Source organism: Collinsella aerofaciens (genome assembly GCF_015555045.1).
Taxonomy (GTDB): domain Bacteria; phylum Actinomycetota; class Coriobacteriia; order Coriobacteriales; family Coriobacteriaceae; genus Collinsella; species Collinsella aerofaciens_W.
This window is the reverse complement of the sequence record NZ_JADNJQ010000005.1, coordinates 43,973-67,201: the sequence shown is the minus strand read 5'-3', so window position 1 is coordinate 67,201 and position 23,229 is coordinate 43,973. Positions and strand designations below refer to the sequence as shown.

General features: G+C 61.0%; 20 protein-coding genes. All 20 read right to left on the bottom strand.

All coding sequences use genetic code 11. From position 1 onward, the window contains the following. Window positions 1-65: 65 nt before the first annotated feature. The gene (locus tag I2E45_RS03155; protein WP_229058798.1) at window positions 66-1,787 is read right to left on the bottom strand and encodes a proline--tRNA ligase; all 1,722 of its coding nucleotides are present in this window, start codon (window positions 1,785-1,787) and stop codon (window positions 66-68) included. Beyond that, window positions 1,788-2,864 carry a flavodoxin-dependent (E)-4-hydroxy-3-methylbut-2-enyl-diphosphate synthase gene (ispG, locus tag I2E45_RS03150; RefSeq protein WP_195444264.1) on the bottom strand — a complete coding sequence of 359 codons (1,077 nt, stop codon included), beginning with the start codon at window positions 2,862-2,864 and terminating at the stop codon, window positions 1,788-1,790. It lies immediately after the preceding gene. A 19-nt stretch (window positions 2,865-2,883) separates the two neighbouring features. Further along, a complete protein-coding gene (locus tag I2E45_RS03145) occupies window positions 2,884-4,245 on the bottom strand; it encodes a M50 family metallopeptidase (RefSeq protein ID WP_195444207.1) in 1,362 nt (453 codons plus the stop codon). A 23-nt stretch (window positions 4,246-4,268) separates the two neighbouring features. Next, entirely contained in the window at window positions 4,269-5,456 is a 1,188-nt protein-coding gene (dxr, locus tag I2E45_RS03140; protein WP_195444206.1) for a 1-deoxy-D-xylulose-5-phosphate reductoisomerase, read from the bottom strand. After that, the gene (locus tag I2E45_RS03135; RefSeq protein ID WP_271741974.1) at window positions 5,456-6,355 is read right to left on the bottom strand and encodes a phosphatidate cytidylyltransferase; all 900 of its coding nucleotides are present in this window, start codon (window positions 6,353-6,355) and stop codon (window positions 5,456-5,458) included. The genes dxr and I2E45_RS03135 overlap by 1 nt, the downstream gene beginning before the upstream one ends. A gap of 2 nt (window positions 6,356-6,357) precedes the next feature. After that, window positions 6,358-7,152: an isoprenyl transferase gene (locus tag I2E45_RS03130; protein WP_195444204.1), complete on the bottom strand. Its 795-nt coding sequence runs from the start codon at window positions 7,150-7,152 to the stop codon at window positions 6,358-6,360. A gap of 1 nt (window position 7,153) precedes the next feature. Next, window positions 7,154-7,690 (bottom strand): ribosome recycling factor, encoded by a 537-nt coding sequence (gene frr / locus I2E45_RS03125; protein ID WP_195444202.1) that lies wholly within the window; start codon window positions 7,688-7,690, stop codon window positions 7,154-7,156. 2 nt (window positions 7,691-7,692) lie between these two features. Further along, window positions 7,693-8,415: a UMP kinase gene (gene pyrH / locus I2E45_RS03120; RefSeq protein WP_035138557.1), complete on the bottom strand. Its 723-nt coding sequence runs from the start codon at window positions 8,413-8,415 to the stop codon at window positions 7,693-7,695. Window positions 8,416-8,532: 117 nt separating this feature from the next. Further along, a complete protein-coding gene (tsf, locus tag I2E45_RS03115) occupies window positions 8,533-9,402 on the bottom strand; it encodes a translation elongation factor Ts (RefSeq protein WP_022094736.1) in 870 nt (289 codons plus the stop codon). 45 nt (window positions 9,403-9,447) lie between these two features. Beyond that, entirely contained in the window at window positions 9,448-10,176 is a 729-nt protein-coding gene (gene rpsB / locus I2E45_RS03110) for a 30S ribosomal protein S2 (protein ID WP_006236109.1), read from the bottom strand. A gap of 219 nt (window positions 10,177-10,395) precedes the next feature. Continuing rightward, window positions 10,396-11,304, bottom strand: a complete 909-nt coding sequence (locus I2E45_RS03105) for a tyrosine recombinase (protein WP_229058799.1) — start codon at window positions 11,302-11,304, stop codon at window positions 10,396-10,398. A gap of 8 nt (window positions 11,305-11,312) precedes the next feature. Next, the gene (trmFO, locus tag I2E45_RS03100; protein WP_195444200.1) at window positions 11,313-12,650 is read right to left on the bottom strand and encodes a methylenetetrahydrofolate--tRNA-(uracil(54)-C(5))-methyltransferase (FADH(2)-oxidizing) TrmFO; all 1,338 of its coding nucleotides are present in this window, start codon (window positions 12,648-12,650) and stop codon (window positions 11,313-11,315) included. A gap of 14 nt (window positions 12,651-12,664) precedes the next feature. After that, window positions 12,665-13,597: a DNA-processing protein DprA gene (locus tag I2E45_RS03095; protein ID WP_195444198.1), complete on the bottom strand. Its 933-nt coding sequence runs from the start codon at window positions 13,595-13,597 to the stop codon at window positions 12,665-12,667. Then, on the bottom strand, window positions 13,597-15,120 hold the full coding sequence (locus I2E45_RS03090; RefSeq protein ID WP_055309873.1) for a YifB family Mg chelatase-like AAA ATPase: 1,524 nt from the start codon (window positions 15,118-15,120) through the stop codon (window positions 13,597-13,599). Before I2E45_RS03090 ends, I2E45_RS03095 begins: the two co-directional genes overlap by 1 nt. Then, a complete protein-coding gene (locus I2E45_RS03085; protein ID WP_195444197.1) occupies window positions 15,120-15,605 on the bottom strand; it encodes a YraN family protein in 486 nt (161 codons plus the stop codon). The genes I2E45_RS03090 and I2E45_RS03085 overlap by 1 nt, the downstream gene beginning before the upstream one ends. Before the next feature lie 190 nt (window positions 15,606-15,795). Next, window positions 15,796-16,584, bottom strand: a complete 789-nt coding sequence (locus I2E45_RS03080) for a ribonuclease HII (RefSeq protein ID WP_195444195.1) — start codon at window positions 16,582-16,584, stop codon at window positions 15,796-15,798. 93 nt (window positions 16,585-16,677) lie between these two features. Next, entirely contained in the window at window positions 16,678-17,019 is a 342-nt protein-coding gene (rplS, locus tag I2E45_RS03075) for a 50S ribosomal protein L19 (RefSeq protein ID WP_006236098.1), read from the bottom strand. A gap of 209 nt (window positions 17,020-17,228) precedes the next feature. Then, window positions 17,229-19,979 carry a pyruvate, phosphate dikinase gene (gene ppdK / locus I2E45_RS03070; protein ID WP_271741971.1) on the bottom strand — a complete coding sequence of 917 codons (2,751 nt, stop codon included), beginning with the start codon at window positions 19,977-19,979 and terminating at the stop codon, window positions 17,229-17,231. A gap of 250 nt (window positions 19,980-20,229) precedes the next feature. Beyond that, entirely contained in the window at window positions 20,230-21,096 is an 867-nt protein-coding gene (locus I2E45_RS03065; protein WP_117745955.1) for a pyruvate, water dikinase regulatory protein, read from the bottom strand. Between the two features lie 34 nt (window positions 21,097-21,130). Further along, window positions 21,131-23,227, bottom strand: a complete 2,097-nt coding sequence (glyS, locus tag I2E45_RS03060) for a glycine--tRNA ligase subunit beta (RefSeq protein WP_117745954.1) — start codon at window positions 23,225-23,227, stop codon at window positions 21,131-21,133. Between the last annotated feature and the right edge of the window lie 2 nt (window positions 23,228-23,229).

The window sequence follows — 23,229 nt, the reverse complement described above, 5'->3', positions numbered from 1 at the left end:
CCCTGCACCTCTCCCTCGAGAAACGCGGGGCCGCTTCGTAAGCGCACTCAACGCAGCGGGCTCGATTAACGGCGTGCAGCCTTCACAAGCTCGGCAACCTTGGCGACAACCTCATCGATCGCCACATCCTCGCGCTCGCCCGTAGCACGGTCCTTGAGCTCAACGGTACCGTTCTTAAGGCCGCGCTTACCAAGAACCACCTGATACGGGAAGCCCATAAGGTCGTTATCGGCAAACTTAAAGCCGGGACGCTCGTCACGGTCATCGACGACAACCTCGATACCCTCGGCGCACAGAGCCTCGACGATTTGATCGCAAACGGTAGCGCACTCCTCCTTCTTGGGATCGAGCGGAATCACCGCGACCTCGTACGGGGCAACGGAGACCGGCCAGACAATACCGTGCTCGTCGTTGTGCTGCTCAACGACGGCAGCGAGCGAGCGGGACACACCAACGCCGTAGCAGCCCATGATAAGCGGCTTCTCCTTGCCGTCCTCGTCCATAAAGGTGGCACCCATGGCCTCGGAATACTTGGTGCCCAGCTGGAAGACCTGGGAGACCTCGATACCGCGGGCAGCGGAAAGCGGCTTGCCACAGTGCGGGCAGGGATCGCCGGCAACGACGGTTACAAGGTCGGCCCACTCATCGACGGTAAAGTCGCGCTCGGGGCAGGCGCCGGTAAAGTGATAATCGACCTCGTTGGCACCACAGGCCCACTGTTTGGACTCGCGCAGGCTCTCGTCGCAGACCAGACGAATGCCCTCGGGCAGGTTAACCGGTCCGATAAAGCCCTTATGCAGACCGTAGGTCTGGAGCTCCTCGTCGGTCATCATGCGATAGCCCTTGCCAAAGACGTGCTCGGCCTTGCAGTCGTTGAGCTCATGATCGCCCGGAACGATGGCCACAACCGGCTTACCCTCGGCGTCGATCAACGCCAGGGACTTGCGCGTGCCGTTCTCGGGGAACCCAAAGAACTTGGCAACGGCCTCGATGGTGCCCATGCCCGGAGTCTCGACCTTGGTAAGCGTACCGTCGCCGGGACCCTCGGTCACAACGACCTTGGTGCTTGCCGCCTCGTCATCGGCAGCAAAGCCACAATCGTCGCAGTAAACCAGCGAAGCCTCGCCGGCCTCGGCCAGCGCCATGTACTCAACGGAGGTGTCACCACCGATCTCGCCGGAATCGGCAACGACGGGCAGGGCCTTGATGTAGCAGCGCTCGCAGATATTGGCATAAGCCTGCTTCATCTTGTCGTACTCCTCCTGCAGACTCTCCTGCGTGGCAGAGAAGCTGTAGGCGTCCTTCATGATGAATTCGCGACCGCGCATCAGGCCAAAGCGGGGACGGAACTCATCGCGGAACTTATCCTGGATGTGATAGAGATTCACCGGCAGCTGCTTGTAGGAACGCAGCTCATTGCGAACCAGAGCGGTCACGGTCTCCTCGTGCGTGGGGCCCAACACGAACTCGCGGCCGTGGCGGTCATCAAAGCGCACGAGTTCCTTGCCATAGGCATCGATTCGGCCGGACTCGCGCCACAGCTCGGCATCGACCATGATGGGCATCATGAGCTCCTGGGCGCCGGCAGCGTCCATCTCATCGCGCACGATGTTCTCGATCTTGCGAATCGAGCGCCATGCGAGTGGTAGATAGGAATAGAGACCGGCGGCCTCCTTGCGAATCATGCCGGCACGAAGCAGCAGGCGATGGCTCGCAAGCTCGGCGTCGGCCGGATCCTCTTTGAGCGTCGGAGCATACAGCTTAGACATATACATTGCTCGGGTCATTTATTTCTCCTCAATTAGCTTGTCGACCTCGGCCATAAGCGCATCGACAATTTGGTCCTCAGCTACTTTACCAATGATCTGGCCGTGCGAAAAGAGCAGGCCCTGACCTCGTCCACAGGCAACGCCCAAGTCGGCATCAGAAGCCTCGCCGGGGCCATTGACCGCACATCCCATCACGGCGATCGAAAGCGGCGCGGAGTAGTTCTTCAGCCGCTCGGTGACCTCCTCAGCGATGGGAATCAGGTTGACCTGGCAGCGGGCGCACGTGGGGCACGAGACAATCTCGGGACCACGGCGACGCAGGCCCAACGACTGCAGAATACCCCAGGCAACCGGCGGCTCCTCAACCGGATCGGCTGTGAGCGACACACGCATGGTGTCACCAATGCCTTCGGAAAGCAAGATACCCAAGCCTACAGAGCTCTTGATGGTGCCCTGGAGCTTGGTACCCGCCTCGGTTACGCCCAGGTGAAGCGGAACGTGGGGAATCTCACGCGACAGGGCTCGATAGGTATCGAGCGTCGTCTGTACGCTATGGGCCTTGGCGGAAAGCACTATGTTGGTAAACCCACGATCCTCAAAGTGCCGCACAAAGCGCTCGCTCGACATCACGAGCTTCTCGGGCTGCGTGAGGTCGTCGCGCTCGGCGATATCCTGCTCGAGTGAACCGGCATTCACACCGATACGAATCGCGCACCCAGCGGCGCCCGCGGCATCGATCACAGCATCGACCTTGGCCCAATCGCCAATGTTGCCGGGATTGATGCGGAGCTTGGCAGCACCGGCCTCAACGGCACCAATGGCGAGCTTATGGTTAAAGTGAATATCGGCAACGATCGGCACCGGAGACTCGGCACAAATTATGCGAAAGCCGTCGAGCGCGGCCTCGGTGGGCACACTCACGCGCACAACATCACAACCCGCCTGGGCAAGCGCGCGCACTTGCGCAAGCGTTGCCCGGGCGTCGGCGGTATCGGTGCAGGTCATGGACTGAACCACCACTGGAGCGCCGCCGCCTATCTGCACGTCGCCCACAAACACAGGGCGCGTCAGCTCGCGCGGCAAAGGATGGGACAAAGACAATCCAAACACTCCCCTACAGAATAAATCGAAGGACGTCGGAACGAAGCATGTAGACAAACAGCAGTGCAAAGAGCGCGATGCCCACATAGCTCACAATCGTCTGGACCCTGAGAGGTAGCTCGCGGCCCGCAATCTTTTGAATGATCTCGATGACCAGCTTGCCGCCATCGAGTGGTGGGATGGGCAGCAGGTTCATAAAGCCAAGCGAGAACGAAATGAGGGCGGCAAACGAAAGGAACGTGGCAGGGCCGGCAGCAGCAGCCTGTGAGGACATAACGCTAATACCCACGATCGACGAGGACTGGTCGAGAATCTCCATCGTATGCTGCGGCTGGAGTAGGCGCATCACGCCCTCCGCTGTCTGCACGACATAGGAGAAAGACAGGCGAGCCGACGTGAAGAGGTCTAAACGGACCACCTGCGTAGAGGCATACACACCTAGGCGCTCATCCTCTTTGAGCGCAACCGAGGTCGAATGCTGCTTGCCGTCGCGCTCATACTCAATGGCGATATCGTCCTTACCGGCAGCCTTGCCGATGGCATCGTAAACGTCCATCCAGGTAGAGCACGATACTCCGTCAACCGAAAGGATCGCGTCGCCGCCCTCGATACCCGCCTTGGCGGCAATAGACCCCTCGTCAACCTGACCGATCACGTTGGTATCCATCGGCACGGTGACACCCGCAATAGAGTAGATGCTCATAAGCAGCAAAAAGCCCGTCAGGATATTGACGAGAATGCCCGCGAGCAGCATAAAGGCGCGCTTGAGAAAACCCTGGCCCAGATAGGTATGCGAACGCTCTTGCGCAAGAAACTCGGCTTCGCCGCACGGCAGCTCCCACACATCGCCCTCGGCAGTCGCATGCTCTCGATCGAACCGGCGGCCGTCAAAGGTGGTGTAACCCGCAGCGTCTCGAGGCAGCGTCTGATACTTGGTGGGATAGTAGCCCGGCGAGGGCTTCTCCCCTTCCTCATACCAGGGTGCGATGGAGCCCCAGCCCAGCAACAGGGCACAAGCCTCGAGCACATCCTCCTCGGAAAGCACGAGCTCGGCGGCAAGGTCGGCCACGGTCACACGACCATGACGGTAGATAGCCGCGAGCACGCGATCAGCGCACGAGACATCGGTCGGGTCCATACCGCAGATAGCGGCATAACCACCCAGCAGCAGCGGCGTCACGCCAAACTTGGTACCAATGCGACGCGACGTATGATGAATGTCAAAGCGGCACGGCAGGCCCAAGAAAAACTCGGTGACGCGCACGCCGCACGCACGGGCCGCCAAAAAGTGGCCGCCCTCATGCAGAAACACGAGGACGGATAGCATCAAAAGGCCCCAAAAGACCGAGGAAAGAACGCTCAGAACAGTATCCATAAAACGAAAAGCAATCCTTACGATTAAGAGCGGGTTGCAGCAAGCACCTCGGCGGCCTTGGCACGAGCCCACGTATCGATATCGCGAAGCTGCTCAAAGGATGCAACCGTCTGCACATCGTGTACATCCATGCAGGACTCAACGATGCGATCGATATCGGTAAAGGTACAGGCATCGTGCAGGAAGGCATCGACGGCAACTTCGTTGGCGGCATTCAGCACGCACGGCATGGTGCCGCCCGTCTTGCCGGCACGCTCGGCCAGCGCCAGGCAGCGGAACGTGTCCATATCGGCAGCGTCGAAGGTAAGCTGCCCCAAATCACGAAAATCGATTCGCGGCGCCGGAGTATCCCAGCGCTCGGGATACGAAAAGGCAAACTGGATGGGAATGCGCATGTCGGACGCACCGAGATGCGCCATCACGGAGCCGTCGGCAAACTCGACCATAGAGTGAATCTTGGACTGACGCTGCACGACCACGTTGATAAAGTCGAGGTCGCAACCGAACAGATGCATCGCCTCGATACGCTCCAGGCCCTTGTTCATAAGAGTAGCGGAGTCAATGGTGATCTTGGCCCCCATGGCCCACGTGGGATGTGCCAGTGCATCGGCACGTGTCACGCGATTGAGCTCGTCGCGGGTACGGCCAAAGAACGGACCACCCGAGCAAGTGAGCCAAATGCAGTGAGCCTCGCGCGGATTCTCACCCAGATAGCACTGGTAGATGGCGGAGTGCTCGGAGTCGACCGGAATGAGCTGACCCGGCTGCGCCAACGGCATCAGCAGGTCACCGCCAACGACGAGCGACTCCTTATTGGCGAGGGCAAGACGCTTATTCGAGGTGAGGGCCGCATGGCTCGCTTCGAGCCCGGCAGCGCCCACAATGGCGACAAGGACACAGTCGACGTCATCGCGACGTGCGAGCTCACAAACCGCCTGCGCGCCAACACCGAGCTCGGTGCCCTCGGGCAGCTCCTGCAGTACAGCGTCCGCACCGTGGGTGGTGTCGGCCACGGCAACGGCCGGAACCGAGAACTCGCGAGTGGCGGCAACGAGCTCCGAAGTGCTGGAGTTAACGGACAGCGCTGTCACCTGCAGTCGATCGGCATGCTGACGGCATACATCGAGTGCCTGTGTGCCGATAGAGCCCGTACAACCCAGGATGGCAACGCGAAGGCGTCCATCGGGACCATACGTCGTCTGGAATGACATTACAGCACGCCTCCGATCATCAAAAGCAGCTGCGCGGTAATGCAGCCAAAGATAAGCGAGTCGCTACGGTCGAGCATGCCGCCATGGCCCGGGATAAGGTTGCCGGAATCCTTGACGCCCACGCCACGCTTGATGCGCGACTCGATAAGGTCGCCGATAACGCCCAAAATGGACACGACCACGCCGCACAGCAGCGCATAGGGCAGGCTGAGCTTGTAGAAGTGCGTCACCCACAGAATGAGCCAAATCAAAACCGAGCCCAGGATGCCGCCGACAAAACCCTCCCAGCTCTTTTTGGGAGAGATCTTGGGAACCATCTTGTGCTTGCCGATACGGCTGCCCACAATGTAGGCAAACGAATCGGAGACCCAGAGAGACGCGCAAACACCCACCGAAAGTAGGGCGCCGGCAAAACCGGGCACGGCATCGCGCAGTAGCACGATGGCCGACAGCATAAAACCGGTGTAAATGGGGCCCATGAGCGTCACAGCTACATCGGATATGCGGGTACGCGAAGACCAGACGTACCAAATGCCCACCGCAAGCATCAGGGCAAAAAGCAGGGCGTTCAACAGCAGCGAGTCGCCCAGCGCCGAGAGCGGAAAGAGCACGGCGGCAGCGATACCCAGGCGCTCATTTGCCACCTTGCCATCGAGCCTCGTCATGCGGAAAAACTCATAGCAGCACAGGCCACTCATGACAGAGACGAAGATGGCCGTGGGCACGATACCCAAAACCAGGCACAGGATAAAGACAACGGCGTAGACGATACCGGCGGCGGCACGGGTAATAAAGCCCGCCAGCCACGAACCGCTGCCGCTCTTCGCTGCAGGCGCTCCCACAGTGGTAGCTTTGCGCGCAGGCGTCTTGGGAGCAGATGCCTTGGGACGATCGGACACGATTAAGCCTCCTCGGTCTTGCTCAGTCCACCAAACCTACGGTCGCGGCCCTGATAGGCCAAAATGGCGTTGACAAGACCCCAACGATCAAAGTCGGGCCAATAGGTATTGGTGACATAAAACTCAGAATAGGCAACCTGCCACAGCAGATAGTTCGAAAGACGAAGCTCGCCGGAGGTGCGAATCACAAGCTCCGGATCGGGCAATCCGGCGGTGTACAGATGCGTAGCAACCATATCATCGTCGATAGCGACGGGATCGATCTTTCCAGCGGCGGCATCGAGCGCGATCTGACGGACAGCACGGGTGATCTCGGCACGGGCGCCATAGTTGACGGCAAGCGCCAGCGTCATGCCGGTGTGGTCGGCACACTCGGCAAGACCTCGCTCAAAGACATCGCGGGTCTTCTTGGGCAGTGCGGAAATATCGCCCAAAAAGACAACGCGCACGTTTTCGCGCTTAAGCAGCGGCAGCTCATCGATAAACGTCTTGGCAAACAAATGCATCAAAACGTTGACCTCGTGCTGCGGACGATTCCAGTTTTCGGTGGAAAACGCATAGGCCGAAAGGACGTCGACGCCCAAGCGCACGCATGCGGTAATAATCTCGCGCAGGGAGACGATACCTGCCTTGTGGCCCTCGGTGCGGGCAAGACCGCGCGCCGTGGCCCAACGACCGTTACCGTCCATGATGCACGAAATATGATGCGGAATCTTATTGAGGTCAAGGTCGGAAAAACCGACGCCCGCAGGGGCGTCGGCAAAGTACTCGACCAGTTTGTTCTCGTCGTATTGCACCTTAGATCTCCATGACCTCGGCTTCTTTTTCCTTCAGAAGCTCCTCGACCTTGGCAACATACTCATCGGTATGCTTCTGGACCTTGGCCTGCTCGCGACGGACATCGTCCTCGGTGAGCTCTTCGTCGCGCTCAAGCTTGTTGTTAAAGTCACGACGGATGTTGCGAATGGAAACCTTGGCCTGCTCGGCATACTCGCGGCACTCCTTGACGAGCTCGCGACGACGCTCCTCGGTGGGAGCCGGGAACGGAAGGCGCACGACGGTACCGTCAGAGTTGGGAGTAATGCCCAGATCGGAAGCGCTGATAGCCTTCACAATTGCATTGACGAGTGCCTTGTCCCAGGGCTCGATGAGCAGCATGTGAGCCTCGGGAGTCTTAACGGCGGCAACCTGGGTAACCGGCGTGGGAACACCGTAGTAATCGACCGAAATGTCGGACAGAATGTTAGCGTTGGCGCGACCCGTGCGAACCTTGGAGAAGCTGTGCTTGAGGGACTCGAGCGACTTGTCCATGTGGGCGGTGATGTTCTCTGCCATGCTTAATCCTCCTGATAGACGAGCGTGCCGACGGGCTCACCCGAAAGCGCGCGCTTGACGGTGTCCTCGCCATCGATGTTGAGGACCAAAATCGGCATACGGTTATCCTGGCACAGTGCCGTAGCCGTGGAATCCATAACCTGCAGACCGCGGACGAGAACCTCGTGATAGGTAATCTTGTCAAAACGGACGGCATCGGCGCACTTGACGGGATCCTTGTCGTAGATGCCGTCAACCTTGGTGGCTTTAATCAGAATCTCGGCGCCGATCTCGCACGCACGAAGAGCCGCGGCGGTGTCGGTCGTAAAGTACGGATTGCCCGAACCGGCGGCAAAAATAACAACGTTGCCCTTGGAAAGGTGGTTGATGGCGCGACGGCGAATATAGGGCTCGCAGATCTCGTTCATCTGGATAGCGCTCATAACGCGGCAGGGAACATCGTTGTGCTCGAAGGCATCCTGCAGGGCGAGCGCGTTCATAACGGTTGCCAGCATGCCCATGTAGTCGGCCTGAGCACGCTCCATGCCACCGGCAGCGCCGGCCATGCCGCGGAAAATATTACCGCCGCCGACAACGACGCCGACCTCATGGCCAACGGCGAGCAGCTCCTTGACCTGCTTGGCAAGATGGTCGGTAACCTTGGGGTCGATGCCATATTGGCCGTCGCCCATCAGTGCTTCGCCAGAAAGCTTAAGAAGCACGCGTTTATATCGGATGTCGGACAAAGCGATCCTCCTTTAATTAGACTCTCAATATGATATCAAAGGCTCTGATAAGAGCCATGAAAAAGCAGGCTGTGAGTAAAACCCACAGCCTGCTCATTACCAGCTACAAGAGCTTATTTACTCGCCACGGACCAGACGGTCAAAGGCAACGACGGTAATGGTGTCGCCGAGCTCCTTGGAGACCTGCTCAGCGTACTTCTTGATGGTGAGGGAGCTGTCCTTGATGAACTCCTGCTCGGTGAGCACGGACTGCTTGTAGAACTTCTCCAGACGGCCGACAGCCATCTTCTCCTGGATAGCCTCGGGCTTGCCGGACTCGGCAGCCTGGGCCATGTAGATCTGCTTCTCGTGCTCGACGGTCTCGGCCGGAACCTGATCGCGGGTAGCGCAGATCGGGGCGACGGCGGCAACCTGAAGGGCAACGTCGTGAGCGAAGGTCTTGAAGGACTCAGCCTGAGCGGTCTCGGCCTTCTCGAAAGCGAACTCGACGAGGACGCCGATCTTACCACCCATGTGGATGTAAGAAGCGAGCGCGCCGTTCTCGGCCTTGCGGGCAGCGAAGCGGGAGATCTTCATGTTCTCGCCCATGATGTGAATCATCTCGGTGAGCTCGGAGGAAACGGTCTCCTCGCCCATCGGCTTCTCGAGCAGAGCGTCGACGTCAGCAGGCTCGGTGGTAGCGACAACCTCAGCGACCTTGGAAGCAAAGCCGGTGAACTTGGCGTTGGAGCCAACGAAGTCGGTCTCGCAGGAGAGCTCGAGCAGAGCGCCGGTCTTGCCATCCTCGGAGACGAACGCGGCGACAGCGCCCTCGTTGGTCTCACGGCCAGCCTTCTTGGCAGCCTTGGCAAGGCCGTTCTTACGCAGAACGTCGACAGCGGCGTCCATGTCGCCGTCAGCCTCGACGAGAGCCTTCTTGCACTCCATCATCGGGGAGTCGGTCATCTCGCGGAGCTGCTTGACCATAGCGGCGGTAATCTGGGCCATTGTGGTTCCTTTCAAAGAGATGAAAAAGAATTAACTAAGACTGATTTACTCGGCCTTGGGCTCAGCGGCCATCTCGGCCTCGGAGACCTGCTCCTTGCCGGAGCCAGCGAGGCAGGCGTCAGCCATGAGCTCGCACATAAGGGTGACAGCGGAGATAGCGTCATCGTTGCAGGGGATGCCGTACTCGACCTCGTCGGGATCGGAGTTGGTGTCGATCAGAGCGACGACGGGGATGTTCAGGCGCTGAGCCTCCTTGATGGCGTTCTCCTCGCGCTTGGTGTCGATGACGAAGAGAGCCTGGGGCAGACCCTTCATGTCGCGAGCGCCACCGAGGTTGGTCTGGAGCTTGGTGAGCTCCTTGCCGAGAACAGCCTGCTCCTTCTTGGGCAGAACAGCCATGCGGCCGTCCTCGACCATGGCCTCGAGCTCCTCCATGCGGTTGATGCGGGAGCGGATGGTGACGAAGTTGGTCAGCATACCGCCGAGCCAACGCTGGTTGATGTAGGGCATGTTGGCGCGCTCAGCAGCGTTCTTGACGGCCTCCTGAGCCTGCTTCTTGGTGCCGACGAACAGCACGTTGCCACCCTTGGCGACGTTCTTGACGAAGGTGTAGGCCTGGTCGGCGTCGAGAATGGTCTGCTTGAGGTCGAGGATGTAGATGCCGTTGCGCTCACCGAAGATGAACGGCTTCATCTTGGGGTTCCAGCGACGGGTCTGGTGACCGAAGTGGCAGCCGGCCTCGAGCAGGGTGCGGATATTAATCTTGGTAGCCATGTTAAACCTCCTGTGGTTTGCCTCCGCGCGGGGTCATCCTCCAAAACCAACCCGGACATGTGCTACCAAAGCCCGGGCACCACGGTATGAAGTAGCCGCGCGTGCGTGATAAAAACATGTTGCCGTGAAGCAACCCGATGAATGATAGCAGGAATGCCTCTTCCTGCCAACCCGCAATCAAAACCACACACCTGAGTGCGGCGCGGGACGTGCCAGCCACTATTCGCCGCGGGGATGGGCTTGAGCCACAGCCCGCTTAAGCCGATCGGGTGTGAGATGCGTGTAGATCTGCGTCGTGGACAGGCTCGCATGACCTAGCAGCTCTTGAACCGAGCGCAGGTCCGCACCGCCCTCGAGCAAGTCGGTCGCAAAGGTATGGCGCATCGCATGCGGGGCGATGTCGGCCGGAATGCCGGCGAGCGTCGCCAGCGTATGGAACCTCCGCCGGAGCATCGCGGCGCTCATGCGATTGCCGCGCGCCGATATAAGCAGCGGATGCGGCCCAGTAGCGAGGTCGCGGCGCTTTGCCCGAGCGAGCAACTCCGGCCTCCCCTCTTCAATATAGAGACGCGTCACATCGAGCGCACGACGATACAGAGGAACGATGCGCTCCTTGCTTCCCTTGCCCCACAGGCGCAGCGTGCGCTCGGACCAAGCGATGGACTCCACATTGAGTGCTGCGAGCTCAGAGATACGAGCACCCGAGGCATAGAGCAACTCGAGCATCGCCGCATCGCGCAGTCCCGAGGGTGTTGAGGTATCGGGGGCTTTGAGGAGCGCCTCCACCTGTTGGGACGTCAGCACACCGGGCAAATCGCGCGGGAGCTTGGGCGAGGAAATCGCCGAGACCGCATCGCCCTCAACGATTCCCTCGGCAGCCATCCACCGATAGAGTGAGCGAATGGCAGACAGGTGTGCCGCAAGGGTCCGAGCCGCCACCTGGCCACGCGACAGCTCGGCCAAATAGGAGCGAACGGTCCGCACGTCGGCGGCGCGAGCGTCGACGTCCTCGCGCTCGCACCAGGCAGCAAAGCGCTCCAACCGCGAGCCATAGGCCGTCACCGTGTTGGGAGAAAGACCCTCGACACGTGCGATGTAGGCGATAAACGAGTCGACGGTGTCGTACAGGTCAAAAACTATGACCGGTCGCCTCCAAACAGATCGGGGCGAGTGGCCAGATAGGCATCAAGGGCCTCGAGTGCACGGTCCGCATAGGCCTGGTAGCGGTCGCGCTTGCTGCGGCGCTTACCGTCCTCGAGCGGCGGCACCAGTCCAAAGTTGACATGCATGGGTTGATAGCCCACGGTGGCAGGATCGGTCGCATAGCCCACGAGCGCACCCAGGGCGCCCACACGCGGCAACTCGACGCCCGCGGCACCGATAGCCTCGGCATAGGTGTTGAGCGCCGCGAGCAGACCTGTCGCCACGGCTTCCATGTACCCCTCGGTGCCGGTGATCTGACCGGCCAGGCGCACGCCGGTACCGGGCACGGCAAAGGTGCTATCGAGCACGTGAGGGGCGTCGACAAAGGTATTGCGGTGCATGACACCGTAGCGGAAGAACTCAGCGTTCTCCAGGCCCGGCACCATATGGAAGACGCGCTTCTGCTCGCCAAAGGTCAAGTTGGTCTGGAAGCCCACCAGGTTATAGGCGGTCTTCTCCTTGTTCTCGGCACGCAGCTGAATCGCCGCCCAAGGGCGACGTCCGGTACGCGGGTCGGTGAGGCCGACGGGCTTCATGGCGCCAAAGCGAATGGCGTCCTTGCCGGTGCGCGCAACTTCCTCGGCAGGCTGGCAGGCTTGGAACAGATCGCCGCCCTCAAAGTCTTTGAGCACCACGCGGTCGGCCGTGGTAAGCGCCTCGATAAAGGCCTCGTACTCCTCCTTGTTGAGCGAAGCGTTGAGATAGTCGCCGCTCCCCTGCTCCTCGTAGCGCGACTGCGAGAACAGCACGTCCATATCGAGCGTGGAGGCATCGACGATCGGCGCCGCCGCATCAAAGAATGCCAGGGCATCGCCACCGACGAGCTTCATAACCTCTTCGCTCAGCGCCGGTGAACACAGCGGGCCCGCGGCAATGACCACGTGACCCTCGGGAATCTGTGTGACCTCACCGTGCACGACCTCGATATTGGGACGAGCGGCAACCTCGGCCTCGACAAGCTCGGAAAACTTGACGCGGTCGACCGCCAAGGCGCCACCGGCGGGAACAGCCGCGCGATGGGCGCAATCGAGCAGGACTGAACCCATGCGCTCAAGCTCGGCCTTCAGCAAACCAGCCGCGGAATCCGGACGGGTCGACTTAAACGAATTCGAGCAGACGAGCTCTGCCAGGTGATCGGTATGGTGAGCCGGGGAGCTCACCTGGGGGCGCATCTCGCACAGCTTTACGGCAAAACCGCGATCTGCCAGCTGGATCGCGCACTCCGAACCCGCCAGACCGCCACCGATAACTGTCACCTGATCGAACTGCATCTGCAAACACCTTTCTAATTGACACGTTTTCCATTGTGACCGAAGGGTGTCTGGGCGTGAAGGGCAAACTTGGAGGGCGCATACCTTCCATCCATCATGCGCTCGATAAGACCCTCGAGTTCAAGCGAACCCAAGAGTTTGAGTACGCCGACAGCATCGAGCGAGACGAGCGCCGCGATGTCGTCGACCTTGAGCGGAGAGGCGATGAGCGCATGCATCACGGTCTGCTGCGTTGGATCCAGGTCGGCAATGCCGGGAGCATCGGGGCGCGAGTAGCGCAGGGTTCCGTAGATGCGTGAGATAGCCATCTCGATAGATTCCTCGTCGACGATGCAGCAGGCACCGTTCGCAATGAGGTAATTCGTGCCACGCGACTCGGGCGATAGGATCGACCCCGGCACGGCAAGAAGTTCGCGCCCCAAATCCATAGCAGCCTCGGCTGTGGAAAACGTCCCAGAAGGCATACCCGCCTCGGATACAAAGAGGGCTTGCGACAGGGCCGCGATTACGCGATTGCGGCGCGGAAAGGCGAACTTGCGCGGACCCATGCCCCACGGAGAGATCGACACGACCGCGCCACTCGTATCAAGCGTGCGCGTAATCAGCCCCGCGCTCGAACGCGGGTAGACCACGTCGGCGCCCGTCCCCAGCACCACAACGTGTTTGCCGCCGGCGTTGACCGCAGCCCAACCCGAGGCCTGGTCACAACCGACCGCACCGCCCGAAACTACCGTCACTCCCGCCTCAACCGCCACCTTCGCCGCAAGCTCTGCCACGGCAAGACCATACGGCGAGGCCTTTCGCGCACCGATGATGGAGAGCGCGGGCGTCGAAAGCGCCTCGGGGTTGCCGCGCACATAGAGCGTCTGAGGTACATCAGAAAGCTCCAAAACGGTCTCGGGATACAACGCGTCACCTGGATGCAGCTCGAAGGTCCCCTCAGCCATCATTGGTCCCTCCTTCCCTGGTACATCGCCGCCTCGAGCACGTGGTCCTGCGTCACCTGCTCGCTCTCGGCGACATCTGCGATCGTGCGCGCAATGCGAACAAGGCGCACGATGCCACGCCCTGTGAGATGCGTGCGCTTCGACAGGCCGAGCACACACTTCTCCGCCGCATCATCGAGCTCAAAGGTCGAAACGACGCCGTCAATGGACCGTGTCTCGTCATCCTCGGCCTCGGCATCCGCATCGTCCATGCGGGATTCGCGCCAAGCGCGAAAGGCGCGACCGCGCACAACGTAGTCACGTAACTCGGCCGACGACATGCCCTCCGCACCCTCGATAATCACTTGAGGGTCGGGACGGGTCACATCGATCATCATGTCGATACGGTCGGCCAAAGGACCGCGCAGTTTAGACCGATAGCGCTCGACCATCGCCGCCGAGCAGCGACACGGCACCTCGCGATCGCCCAAAAAGCCGCAGGGGCAGGGATTGCTCGCAGCCAGCAGCTGAAAGCGCGACGGGAAGGTAAAAGCCCCGTCGACGCGTACGATCCTCACGTAGCCGCGCTCGATGGGCTGACGCAGCGTCTGCAGCACGCCAGTGGGAAACTCGGCAAGCTCGTCCAAAAAGAGCACGCCGCCATGAGCAAGGCTGATCTCACCCGGGTGCACCGGGCGCCCGCCGCCGATAAGGCCTGCGGTCGAAATACTGTGGTGGGGACTGCGGAAGGGGCGGTGCCCCGCCAACAAGCCATCAATGTTCTCACCCAAAACCGAATGGATGCACAGTGCCTCCTGCTGATCCTCAACGGAAAGCTCGGGCAGGATGCCGGTCATACGGCGTGCGAGCATCGTCTTGCCCGATCCCGGAGACCCGATCATGAGCAAGCCGAGTTCTCCTGCCGCCGCAAGCGCCATGCCGCGTTTAGCGACTTCCTGCCCCAGCACGTCGGCATAGTCGAGCTCAGGCTCAAAGGTCGCCTCGACGCCCTCGGAATCCAAGTAGTGCCGCGCGGCATCGCCCATACCATGAGCAAGCTGAGACAAATGATCGATGAATCCGCAATCCACGCCCGCGAGTGGCACATGCTGGTCTGACCTGCCGGCGATAAAGGACAGCCCCAAATCACGCGCCAATAACTGAAACGCCACCTCGCCCTTGACAGGAAGCACCGTACCGTCCAAGCCAAGCTCACCAGCGATAAGACAACGATCGAGGTTGTCGCGGGGAATCTGCCCATCGGCCGCCAATACCGCGATGGCGATGGGCAGATCAAAGCCGCTACCGGTCTTGCGGATATCGCCGGGCGCCAGATTGACCGTAATGCCCGAGCGCGGGATCTCAAAGCCGGCCGAGCGCATCGCGCAGCGAATACGACCGCGCGACTCCATCACCTCCATACTCGGTATGCCGAGCATCTGGATGCCCGGAACGCCGCCGGCAAGCGAGACCTCGACCGTGACGGGAATCGCCTCGACGCCGCGGATGCAGGCCGCGTGAACGGCAAACGTCTCGAACGCCATCACGACACCTGCCAATCGAACGCGTTGTACTGGTGCTCGATCTCGGCGATATGCCCGCCGCGAATGGTAACGCCCACGGCATCGAAGCGAATCGCCTTGAGCGGATAATGCTCCATGAGATAGCAACTTGCGATGCGGCGGTAGCGACGTTGCTTTTGGGCGTCCACGGCCTCCTCGGGAAAGACCCGCGTGCTGCAATCCAGCGCAACGCGTCTGGTCTTGACCTCGGCCATCACCACGACATCGTCGAGCTCATCGAGCAGCACCAGGTCGGCCTCGCCCTCGGTGCAACGATAACCCTGCTCCAGCAAGGTGTAGCCGCGCTCGTTAAAGTAGTTGATGGTGATCAGCTCGCCCAGCATGCCCAGCTCGCGAGGACTGAGTCCCTTGATAAACTCGGGCGTCATCGCCCCGCAGTCGAGCTTGCCGTTTTCCCAACACTCCTTGAGCTGCTGCGTCTTACTCTTTTTGCTTGCGGCACTCATGGGGTCTCCTTTCCCGCACACTGCATTGCCCCGATGATGAGAGCACCTTTCATGCGGGTAAGTACCGGAAGCAAACCAAAAGCTGACCAAATGCCGTCAAAAAAACGGGCCGTACGCAGCAATGGTGTTGCATACGGCCCGCTACCAGCAGGTTTATAAAACCCCAGAGGTCCCTGTCTCCACAATTGACCTAGAAAAGGCGCTCAGTCTGCAGAAAGTTTCCGCAAAAGCTCACGCGGTGCAGCGGACAAAGTCCATGTTTGCGAATGGCCTCGATGTGCTCGGGGCTCGCATAGCCCTTCGACTCGGCCAGATGGTACTCGGGGTACTCGGCGTCGTACTCGACCATCATCTCGTCACGCGTGACCTTGGCCATGATGGATGCCGCGGCGATGCAGGCGATCTCGGCATCGCCCTTCACCACATCGCGCTCGTTGGGAACGGCGCCCAAGGGGTTACCGTCCATGAGGACGCAGTCGGGCTCGAGCCCCGTATCGGCCACGGCGCCCACAACGGCAGCGCGGATTGCGCGGGCCATGCCCATCTCATCGATATCCTTAGGCGCGATATGGCAAAAACCGATCGCCGTCGCCACCTCGGCAATCTTCACTGAGAGCAACTCGCGGCGCGCGGGCGTGAGCTTTTTGGAATCGTTGATACCCCAGACGCGCGGTTCCATGGGAAGGCACACGGCACACACGGTTAAGGGACCCGCTACCGAGCCACGGCCCACCTCGTCGACACCAACGACCACCCCATCGCCGCCAAGCTCATGCATAAGCTCGTACATGTCATTGACGCGCTCGCGCTCGGCAAGCTCCTTGGCATGGCGCTTAAGAGCACGCTCGCAAGCCTTGATCACCTGCTGGCGCGGGTCCTCGCGATAATGCTCCACGAGGGCGGGAATCTCCTCAAACGTAGCGCTCGCCAACTCACCGGCAACCTGCGATGCCGAAACCGAGCTCGTCATGTTGGCCATACCAGGCCCTCCTTGCATGCAAATCAGATAAAAAGAAGGGCCACCCGAAGGTGACCCTTGTGTCCAAACGAGTGGACAGACGCTGCGATCTTCTTAGCGCTTCTCGGGGATGCGAGCAGCCTTGCCCACCTTGTCGCGGAGGTAGTACAGCTTGGCGCGACGGACGCGACCATGACGAACGACCTCGAGCTTGGCGATCTTGGGGCTGTGAAGCGGGAAGGTACGCTCAACACCGACACCGAAGGACATCTTACGGACGGTGAAGGTCTCGCGGGCACCGGCGCCGGCCATGCGGATGACGTCGCCCTGGAAGACCTGGATGCGCTCGCGGTCGCCTTCCTTAATGCGGTAGTGAACCTTGACGTTGTCGGCGACGCGAACCTGAGGAATGTCCTCGCGGATCTGCTGACGCTCGATTGCGCGGATGTAATCCATGTGCAATTCCTTACTCTTCTAGAGGTGCCGTACCACCTTGGCCGGCACGTAGTTGAACAAACGTATTCGAGTATACACGCGCGGGTTTCTGCTGCAAGAACAATTTTTTACGCAGACAAAAAGACAAAACCCGCACATGATAACCGCCCGTCTCACGAATGAGACGGGCGGCATGAAGGGGGCTACGCTAGGCGTCTAAACCCAAAACGTTAGGCGGAACGCTTGGCCTCGAGCTTGGCCTGGGCGGCAGCCAGGCGTGCGAGGGGCACGCGGTAGGGCGAGCAGGACACGTAGTCAACATCGGCCACGTTAAACAGGCCCTTGATGGACTTAGGGTCGCCGCCGTGCTCGCCGCACACGCCAAAGTGCATGTCGGGGTTGGTGGCGCGGCCCTTCTCGACGGCCATGCGCACGAGCTCCAGCACCGCCGAGTCGATGGTCTCGAAGGGGTTATCCTTCAAGATCTTCTTGTGCATGTACAGCGGAATGAACTTGGCCTCGGCGTCGTCACGCGAGAAACCGAAAGTCGTCTGCGTAAGATCGTTGGTGCCAAAGCAGAAGAAGTCGGCGTGCTGTGCAATCTCGTCAGCGACCATGCAGGCGCGCGGCAGCTCGAGCATCGTGCCCACGGGAATGTTGAGCTCAACGCCCTCCTCGGCGGAGACCTCGGCGATCACGCGCTCAATGACCTCGCGGGTCTGAACGTGCTCGGCCGTAATGGAAACGAGCGGGACCATAATCTCGGGACGCGGGTCGACGCCTTCCTTGATAAGGCGGGCGGCAGCCGTTGCCACGGCACGGACCTGCATGAGCGGCAGGTCACCGAAGACGACGGACAGGCGCACGCCGCGCAGGCCGAGCATCGGGTTGGACTCGACCATGCCGTCGATGCGGCGCAGGCGGGCACGCAGGGCGGCGAGCTCTTCCTCGCTGGCGCCGGCGGCCTCCTTCTTGGTGATGGCGACCTCGAGCTCGCGAGGATTATCTAGGAACTCATGAAGCGGCGGATCGAGCAGGCGAACGACCACATCGCGGCCGGACATGGTCTTGAACATGGACAGGAAGTCCTCAGTCTGGACCTTGAGCAGATCGGCCAGGGCCTGCTGCTTCACGGCCTCGTCGTCGGACAGGATGAAACTCTGGATAATGTTCTTGCGATCGCCCAGGAACATGTGCTCGGTGCGGCACAGACCGATGGCCTCGGCGCCAAACTCGAGCGCGAGCTCGGCATCCTCGGGGTTGTCGGCGTTGACGCGCACGTGGTTGGCGTGACCGTCGGCCTCTTCCAGGCGAATCTCGTCTGCCCAAGACAGGATGGTGTCCAGGTCGCCGGTGAGCTCGGCGGAGACCAAATCGACAGCGCCATCGACAACGATGCCCTGAGTGCCGTCGATGGAGATGATGTCGCCCTCGTGCAGCACGCGATCGCTGCCCTCGATACGCACGACCTTCTCGGCCGCGTCAATATGGAAACGCTCGACACCGCAGACGCAGGGAGTACCCATGCCACGGGCGATAACGGCGGCGTGGCTCGTCTTGCCACCATGGCTGGTCAGAATGCCCTCGGCGGCAACCATACCCTTCAGGTCGTCGGGGTTGGTCTCCCAACGAACCAGAATGACCTTGTGGCCCTCGTTGGCGCGCGCGACGGCGTCATCACTCGAGAACACAACCTCACCCACGGCGGCACCGGGGCTGGCGTTCAGACCGCTGGCCAGCGCCTCGTACCTCTTGGAAGCGTCAAACTGCGGGTGCAGGAGCTGGTCGAGTTGCGCGGGATCGATACGGCTCACGGCCTCTTCGCGGGTGATCAGGCCTTCCTCGACCATTTCGATGGCGATGCGCAGGGCGGCGGTGGCAGTGCGTTTACCCACGCGTGTCTGGAGCATCCAGAGCTTACCCTGCTCGATGGTGAACTCGATATCGCACATATCGCGGTAATGGTCCTCGAGCGTCAGGAACACGCGCTCGAGCTCCTCACCTGCAGACTCGAGGCCCGGGGTGGCCTTGAGGTCGGCGATGGGCTCGGTGTTGCGGATACCGGCGACGACGTCCTCGCCCTGGGCGTTGACCAAAAAGTCACCGTAGAACTCCTTGGTGCCGTCGGCCGGATTACGCGTAAAGGCGACGCCCGTCGCAGAGGTCTCGCCCTTGTTGCCAAAGGCCATGGCCTGTACGTTGACGGCGGTGCCGAGGTCGTCGGAAATGCCATGCTGCTTGCGGTAGATGCAGGCACGCTCGTTCATCCAGCTGCCAAAGACGGCCTGGATTGCAAGGCGTAGCTGAAGCTCCGGGTCGTGCGGGAAAACGGGCTTGCCGTCAGCGACCTCGAGCTCGGGATACAGGGAGGCATCGACGTTTTCGGAGAAGATGCCCTTAAAGGTCTCGACAAGCTCCTGAAGGTCCTCGGCCGAAAGCTCGGAATCGACGCGAACACCGGCGACCAGGCGGGCCTGGGTCAGGGCGTTCTCGAACAGGTCGGCGTCAACGCCCATAACGACGTTGGAGAACATCTGAATAAAGCGGCGGTAGCTATCCCAAGCAAAACGCGGATTTTGCGTCTGGGCGATGAGCCCCTGAACGGAGTCGTCGTTGAGGCCTAAGTTGAGGACCGTGTCCATCATGCCGGGCATGGAGAACGGAGCGCCCGAACGAACCGACACGAGCAGCGGATCGGAGGCGTCGCCGAGCTTCTTGCCGCAGCGGGCCTCGAGGTCCGCCTCGGCAGCAACGATCTCATCGAGTGCACCCTCGGGCCACACGTTGCCGGCACCGGAGTACTCGACGCAAGTCTGGCAGGTAATAGTAAAGCCACCGGGAACCGGCAGGCCGATACGGCTCATCTCGGCAAGGTTAGCGCCTTTGCCGCCAAGCACGAAGTTCATGGACTTGTCGCCCTCGGTGACACAGGTGCCCTGGGCGTCGGTACCAAAACGGTAAACCCTCTTGCAATCGCTCACGATACTTCCCCTTCCATGCGCTTACGCGCACGACCGTGGTAACGAATCGACCCGCCGGATGCGGGCCGTGAGGGAACTATACGGCCGGATTTGAACGGGCTTGAGCAGAGGATACGCGGTTTGGTAAACGTGCTAAAACTGGCGGTAAACGGTAGGTAAAGTTGGTTACCTTATGAAGATACCACTACAATAAAAAAGCAGGTCAGATGCGATGTTTTTGCTAAATCGCTTTATCAAAATGCTACTAATATTAGGCGCGGCTGGTGGCTCGGCGGGCGCGAGCTTCTTGGATTTCCTCCAAGTGGCTAATGATCTCGGCAGCGCTTTCCTCGATGGCCTTGCCGTCGGTACGCACCACAAAGCAGCCTAGGCGTTTCATGAGGGCACGAGCTTCCTCAAGCTCGCTGCGCACGCTCTCGGGCTCGGCATAGGAGCCGGCAACGGCACGAGCGTAGTCATCGCCCAAGCGGCTATCGCGAATTTCGGAAATCACATCGACGGTCGAAATCAGGCCGAACAGGCGCATCGGGTCGACCTCGTAAATCGACTTCGGCGGCTCCATGCCATGGGCCAACGGAACATTGGCAACCTTGTAGCCCTGATAAGCCAGATACATCGACAGCGGCGTCTTGGACGTGCGCGATACGCCCAGCAGCACGATATCGGCACCCGACAAATCGTCGCAACCGCGCCCGTCATCGTGCTCAACGAAATATTCCATGGCCTCGATACGATGGAAATAGCGGTCATCGGTCCTGTGAATCACGCCCGCGACGCCTTTGGGCGGCACACCGATGAGCGACGATAGCACGGCGAGCGTCGGACCGATCAGGTCGACCGAACGGATATGCAGCATGCCCAGGTAATCGAGCACGCGGGCGCGAAGCGCCGGATCGACAATGGTGTGAAACACGGCAATATCGCGATGGTCGGCATCGACGCGCGGGCCCACAAACGACTCCACCTGCTCCACCGAGGTCACCTTGGGCAGGCGCAACAAACGAAAAGCCCCTTCATCAAATTGCCCGGACGCCGCAAGCACCACCTCACAAGCGGTATCACCGAGCGAGTCGGAGATAACGATAACGGTGGGACGAGCGGTGACCGGGCAATCCATGCGGGGCTCCTTTTGCGCTTACGCGCAGGCTGGCTTACTTTTTACGAGCAAGCTCACCGATGTTGGCGATGCCGGAGAAAACGGCCTCGAAGCGGTTGAGCAGCTTAAGGCGATTATCGCGGAGCTGCTCGTCCTTGTCCATGACCATGACCTCGTCGAAGAAACGGTCGATGGGCGCGCGCAGGGCGGCGAGGGCAGCAAATGCGGCCGGATAATCCTCGGTAGCAAGGGCGGCATCGACAGCGGTCTGAGCAGCCTCGGAGGCGTCGGCGAGCGCAAGCTCGACCTCGCCCATCAGGCTGCGGTCGTACTCCACGCCCAGCTCGGGCTTGGAGATATGCGCGGCGCGAGCATAGGCGGTCGCAAGGTTGTCGAACGTCTCGGCGTCGTTCTTGCGGGCCTCGTCGAGGGCGGCGCAGCGGGCGAAGAAGACGGACGGAGCGATGATGTGCACCGCGGAGACGGCGGCAACGGTATCGGCCGGGATCTTTTCGTCGCGGGCCATGCTCACCAGGCGGCCATGGAAGAAGTCACGAACCTGCTGGGCGACCTCGGCGGCGTCGAACTCAATGCCCTGCTCGCCATAGAGCTCGAGGGCGAAGTCGATAAGCGACGTGGGGTCGATCGGCAGACGGTCGCGCAGGATGTTGATGATGCCGATAGCGGCACGACGCAGCGCATAGGGGTCGGAGGAGCCGGTCGGGGGCTCGCCGATGGCAAAGATACCGGCAATGGTATCGAGCTTGTCGGCACAGGCCACGATGCAGCCAGCGGTGCCCTCGGGCAGCTCGTCACCGGCAAAGCGGGGACGATAGTGATCGCGAATGGCGTGGGCGACCTCGTCGTTCTCCCCCATCGCGGTCGCGTAATAACCGCCCATCACGCCCTGCTGGCTCGTAAACTCGACGACGGCGTTAGACACCAGGTCGGCCTTGCACAGGTGCGCGGCGCGAGCAGCGTCGGCGGCCAGGTGGGCGCCCAGATGGGCCTCGCGAGCGATGGCAAGCGCGAGTTGCTCAATGCGCTCGGACTTGGCGAGCACGCTACCGAGCTTCTCCTGGAAGGCGACCTTGGCCAGACGCTCGCGGAACTCGTCGAGGGAGATCTTCAGGTCCTCCTCGTAGAAGAACTTGGCGTCGTCCAGACGGGCGCGCACGACGCGCTCGTTGCCGTCAATCACGCGCTCGGCATTCTCGGGCTTGCTGTTGGAAACGACCACGAACTCACGCGTGAGCTTGCCCTCGCCGTCATAGATCGGGAAGTAGCGCTGGTTGGTGAGCATGGACTCGCAGATAATCTCGTGCGGGACCTTGAGAAACTCCTCATCGAAGGTACCGACGAGCACCGTCGGCCACTCGCAGAGGTTAATGACCTCCTCAAAGACCTTCTTGGGCGTATCGACATGGCAGCCGGGACGGGCAGCCTCGACCTCGGCGATACCGGCGAGGATGGCCTCACGACGACGCTCGGCAGAAAGCACACCGGCGTCCTCGAGCACCTGCTCGTAGACGGCGGGGCTGGCAACCACATGGTCGCCAGGGCCAAGCACGCGATGACCACGCGTGGTGTTGCCACTCGTCACGTCGGCAAACGACACGGGCACAACGTCCTCGCCCAGAAGGCAGCAGATCCAGCGGACCGGACGAACAAAGGTCGCATGCTCGTGACCCCAGCGCTGAGAGCGGTAGTTGGGCCACTGCAGGCCAGCGATAGTCTTCTCGCACAGGGCCGTCAGGATCGGGGTGGCCGGGGCGGAAGGGATGTTCTTCTCGGCAAAGACGTACTCACGGCCGTCGGTGTCCTCGCGACGGACCAGATCCTCGGCAGCCACACCGCACTTGCGGGCGAAGCCCTGGGCGGCCTTGGTGGCGTTACCGTCGGCATCGAAGGCGATGTTGGCCGCGGGGCCGCGCTTGACCTCGTGAACCTCGTCGGTCGCGGTGGCGACGTCGGCAACGAGCGCAGCCAGGCGGCGCGGGCTCGAGATCACACGGACCTCGCCGTGGGCCAGACCGGCCTCGTCGAGACCCTTGGCGATCATGGTGCCAAGCTGCTTGACGGCATTGTTCAGCGGTGCGGAGGGCATTTCTTCCGTACCGATCTCAAACAGGAAATCCTTAGCGTCTGCCATGG

What these genes read in the sequence shown, in the direction of transcription:
- I2E45_RS03090 (WP_055309873.1), bottom strand. Translation starts at nt 15,120, where the DNA reads ATGGCGTTCGAGACGTTTGCCGTTCACGCGGCCTGCATCCGCGGCGTC.
- I2E45_RS03080 (WP_195444195.1), bottom strand. Translation starts at nt 16,584, where the DNA reads ATGGCCAACATGACGAGCTCGGTTTCGGCATCGCAGGTTGCCGGTGAG.
- tsf (WP_022094736.1), bottom strand. Translation starts at nt 9,402, where the DNA reads ATGGCCCAGATTACCGCCGCTATGGTCAAGCAGCTCCGCGAGATGACC.
- I2E45_RS03095 (WP_195444198.1), bottom strand. Translation starts at nt 13,597, where the DNA reads ATGGCTGAGGGGACCTTCGAGCTGCATCCAGGTGACGCGTTGTATCCC.
- I2E45_RS03085 (WP_195444197.1), bottom strand. Translation starts at nt 15,605, where the DNA reads ATGAGTGCCGCAAGCAAAAAGAGTAAGACGCAGCAGCTCAAGGAGTGT.
- glyS (WP_117745954.1), bottom strand. Translation starts at nt 23,227, where the DNA reads ATGGCAGACGCTAAGGATTTCCTGTTTGAGATCGGTACGGAAGAAATG.
- frr (WP_195444202.1), bottom strand. Translation starts at nt 7,690, where the DNA reads ATGGCAGAGAACATCACCGCCCACATGGACAAGTCGCTCGAGTCCCTC.
- rplS (WP_006236098.1), bottom strand. Translation starts at nt 17,019, where the DNA reads ATGGATTACATCCGCGCAATCGAGCGTCAGCAGATCCGCGAGGACATT.
- I2E45_RS03065 (WP_117745955.1), bottom strand. Translation starts at nt 21,096, where the DNA reads ATGGATTGCCCGGTCACCGCTCGTCCCACCGTTATCGTTATCTCCGAC.
- trmFO (WP_195444200.1), bottom strand. Translation starts at nt 12,650, where the DNA reads ATGCAGTTCGATCAGGTGACAGTTATCGGTGGCGGTCTGGCGGGTTCG.
- I2E45_RS03145 (WP_195444207.1), bottom strand. Translation starts at nt 4,245, where the DNA reads ATGGATACTGTTCTGAGCGTTCTTTCCTCGGTCTTTTGGGGCCTTTTG.
- dxr (WP_195444206.1), bottom strand. Translation starts at nt 5,456, where the DNA reads ATGTCATTCCAGACGACGTATGGTCCCGATGGACGCCTTCGCGTTGCC.
- rpsB (WP_006236109.1), bottom strand. Translation starts at nt 10,176, where the DNA reads ATGGCTACCAAGATTAATATCCGCACCCTGCTCGAGGCCGGCTGCCAC.
- I2E45_RS03155 (WP_229058798.1), bottom strand. Translation starts at nt 1,787, where the DNA reads ATGACCCGAGCAATGTATATGTCTAAGCTGTATGCTCCGACGCTCAAA.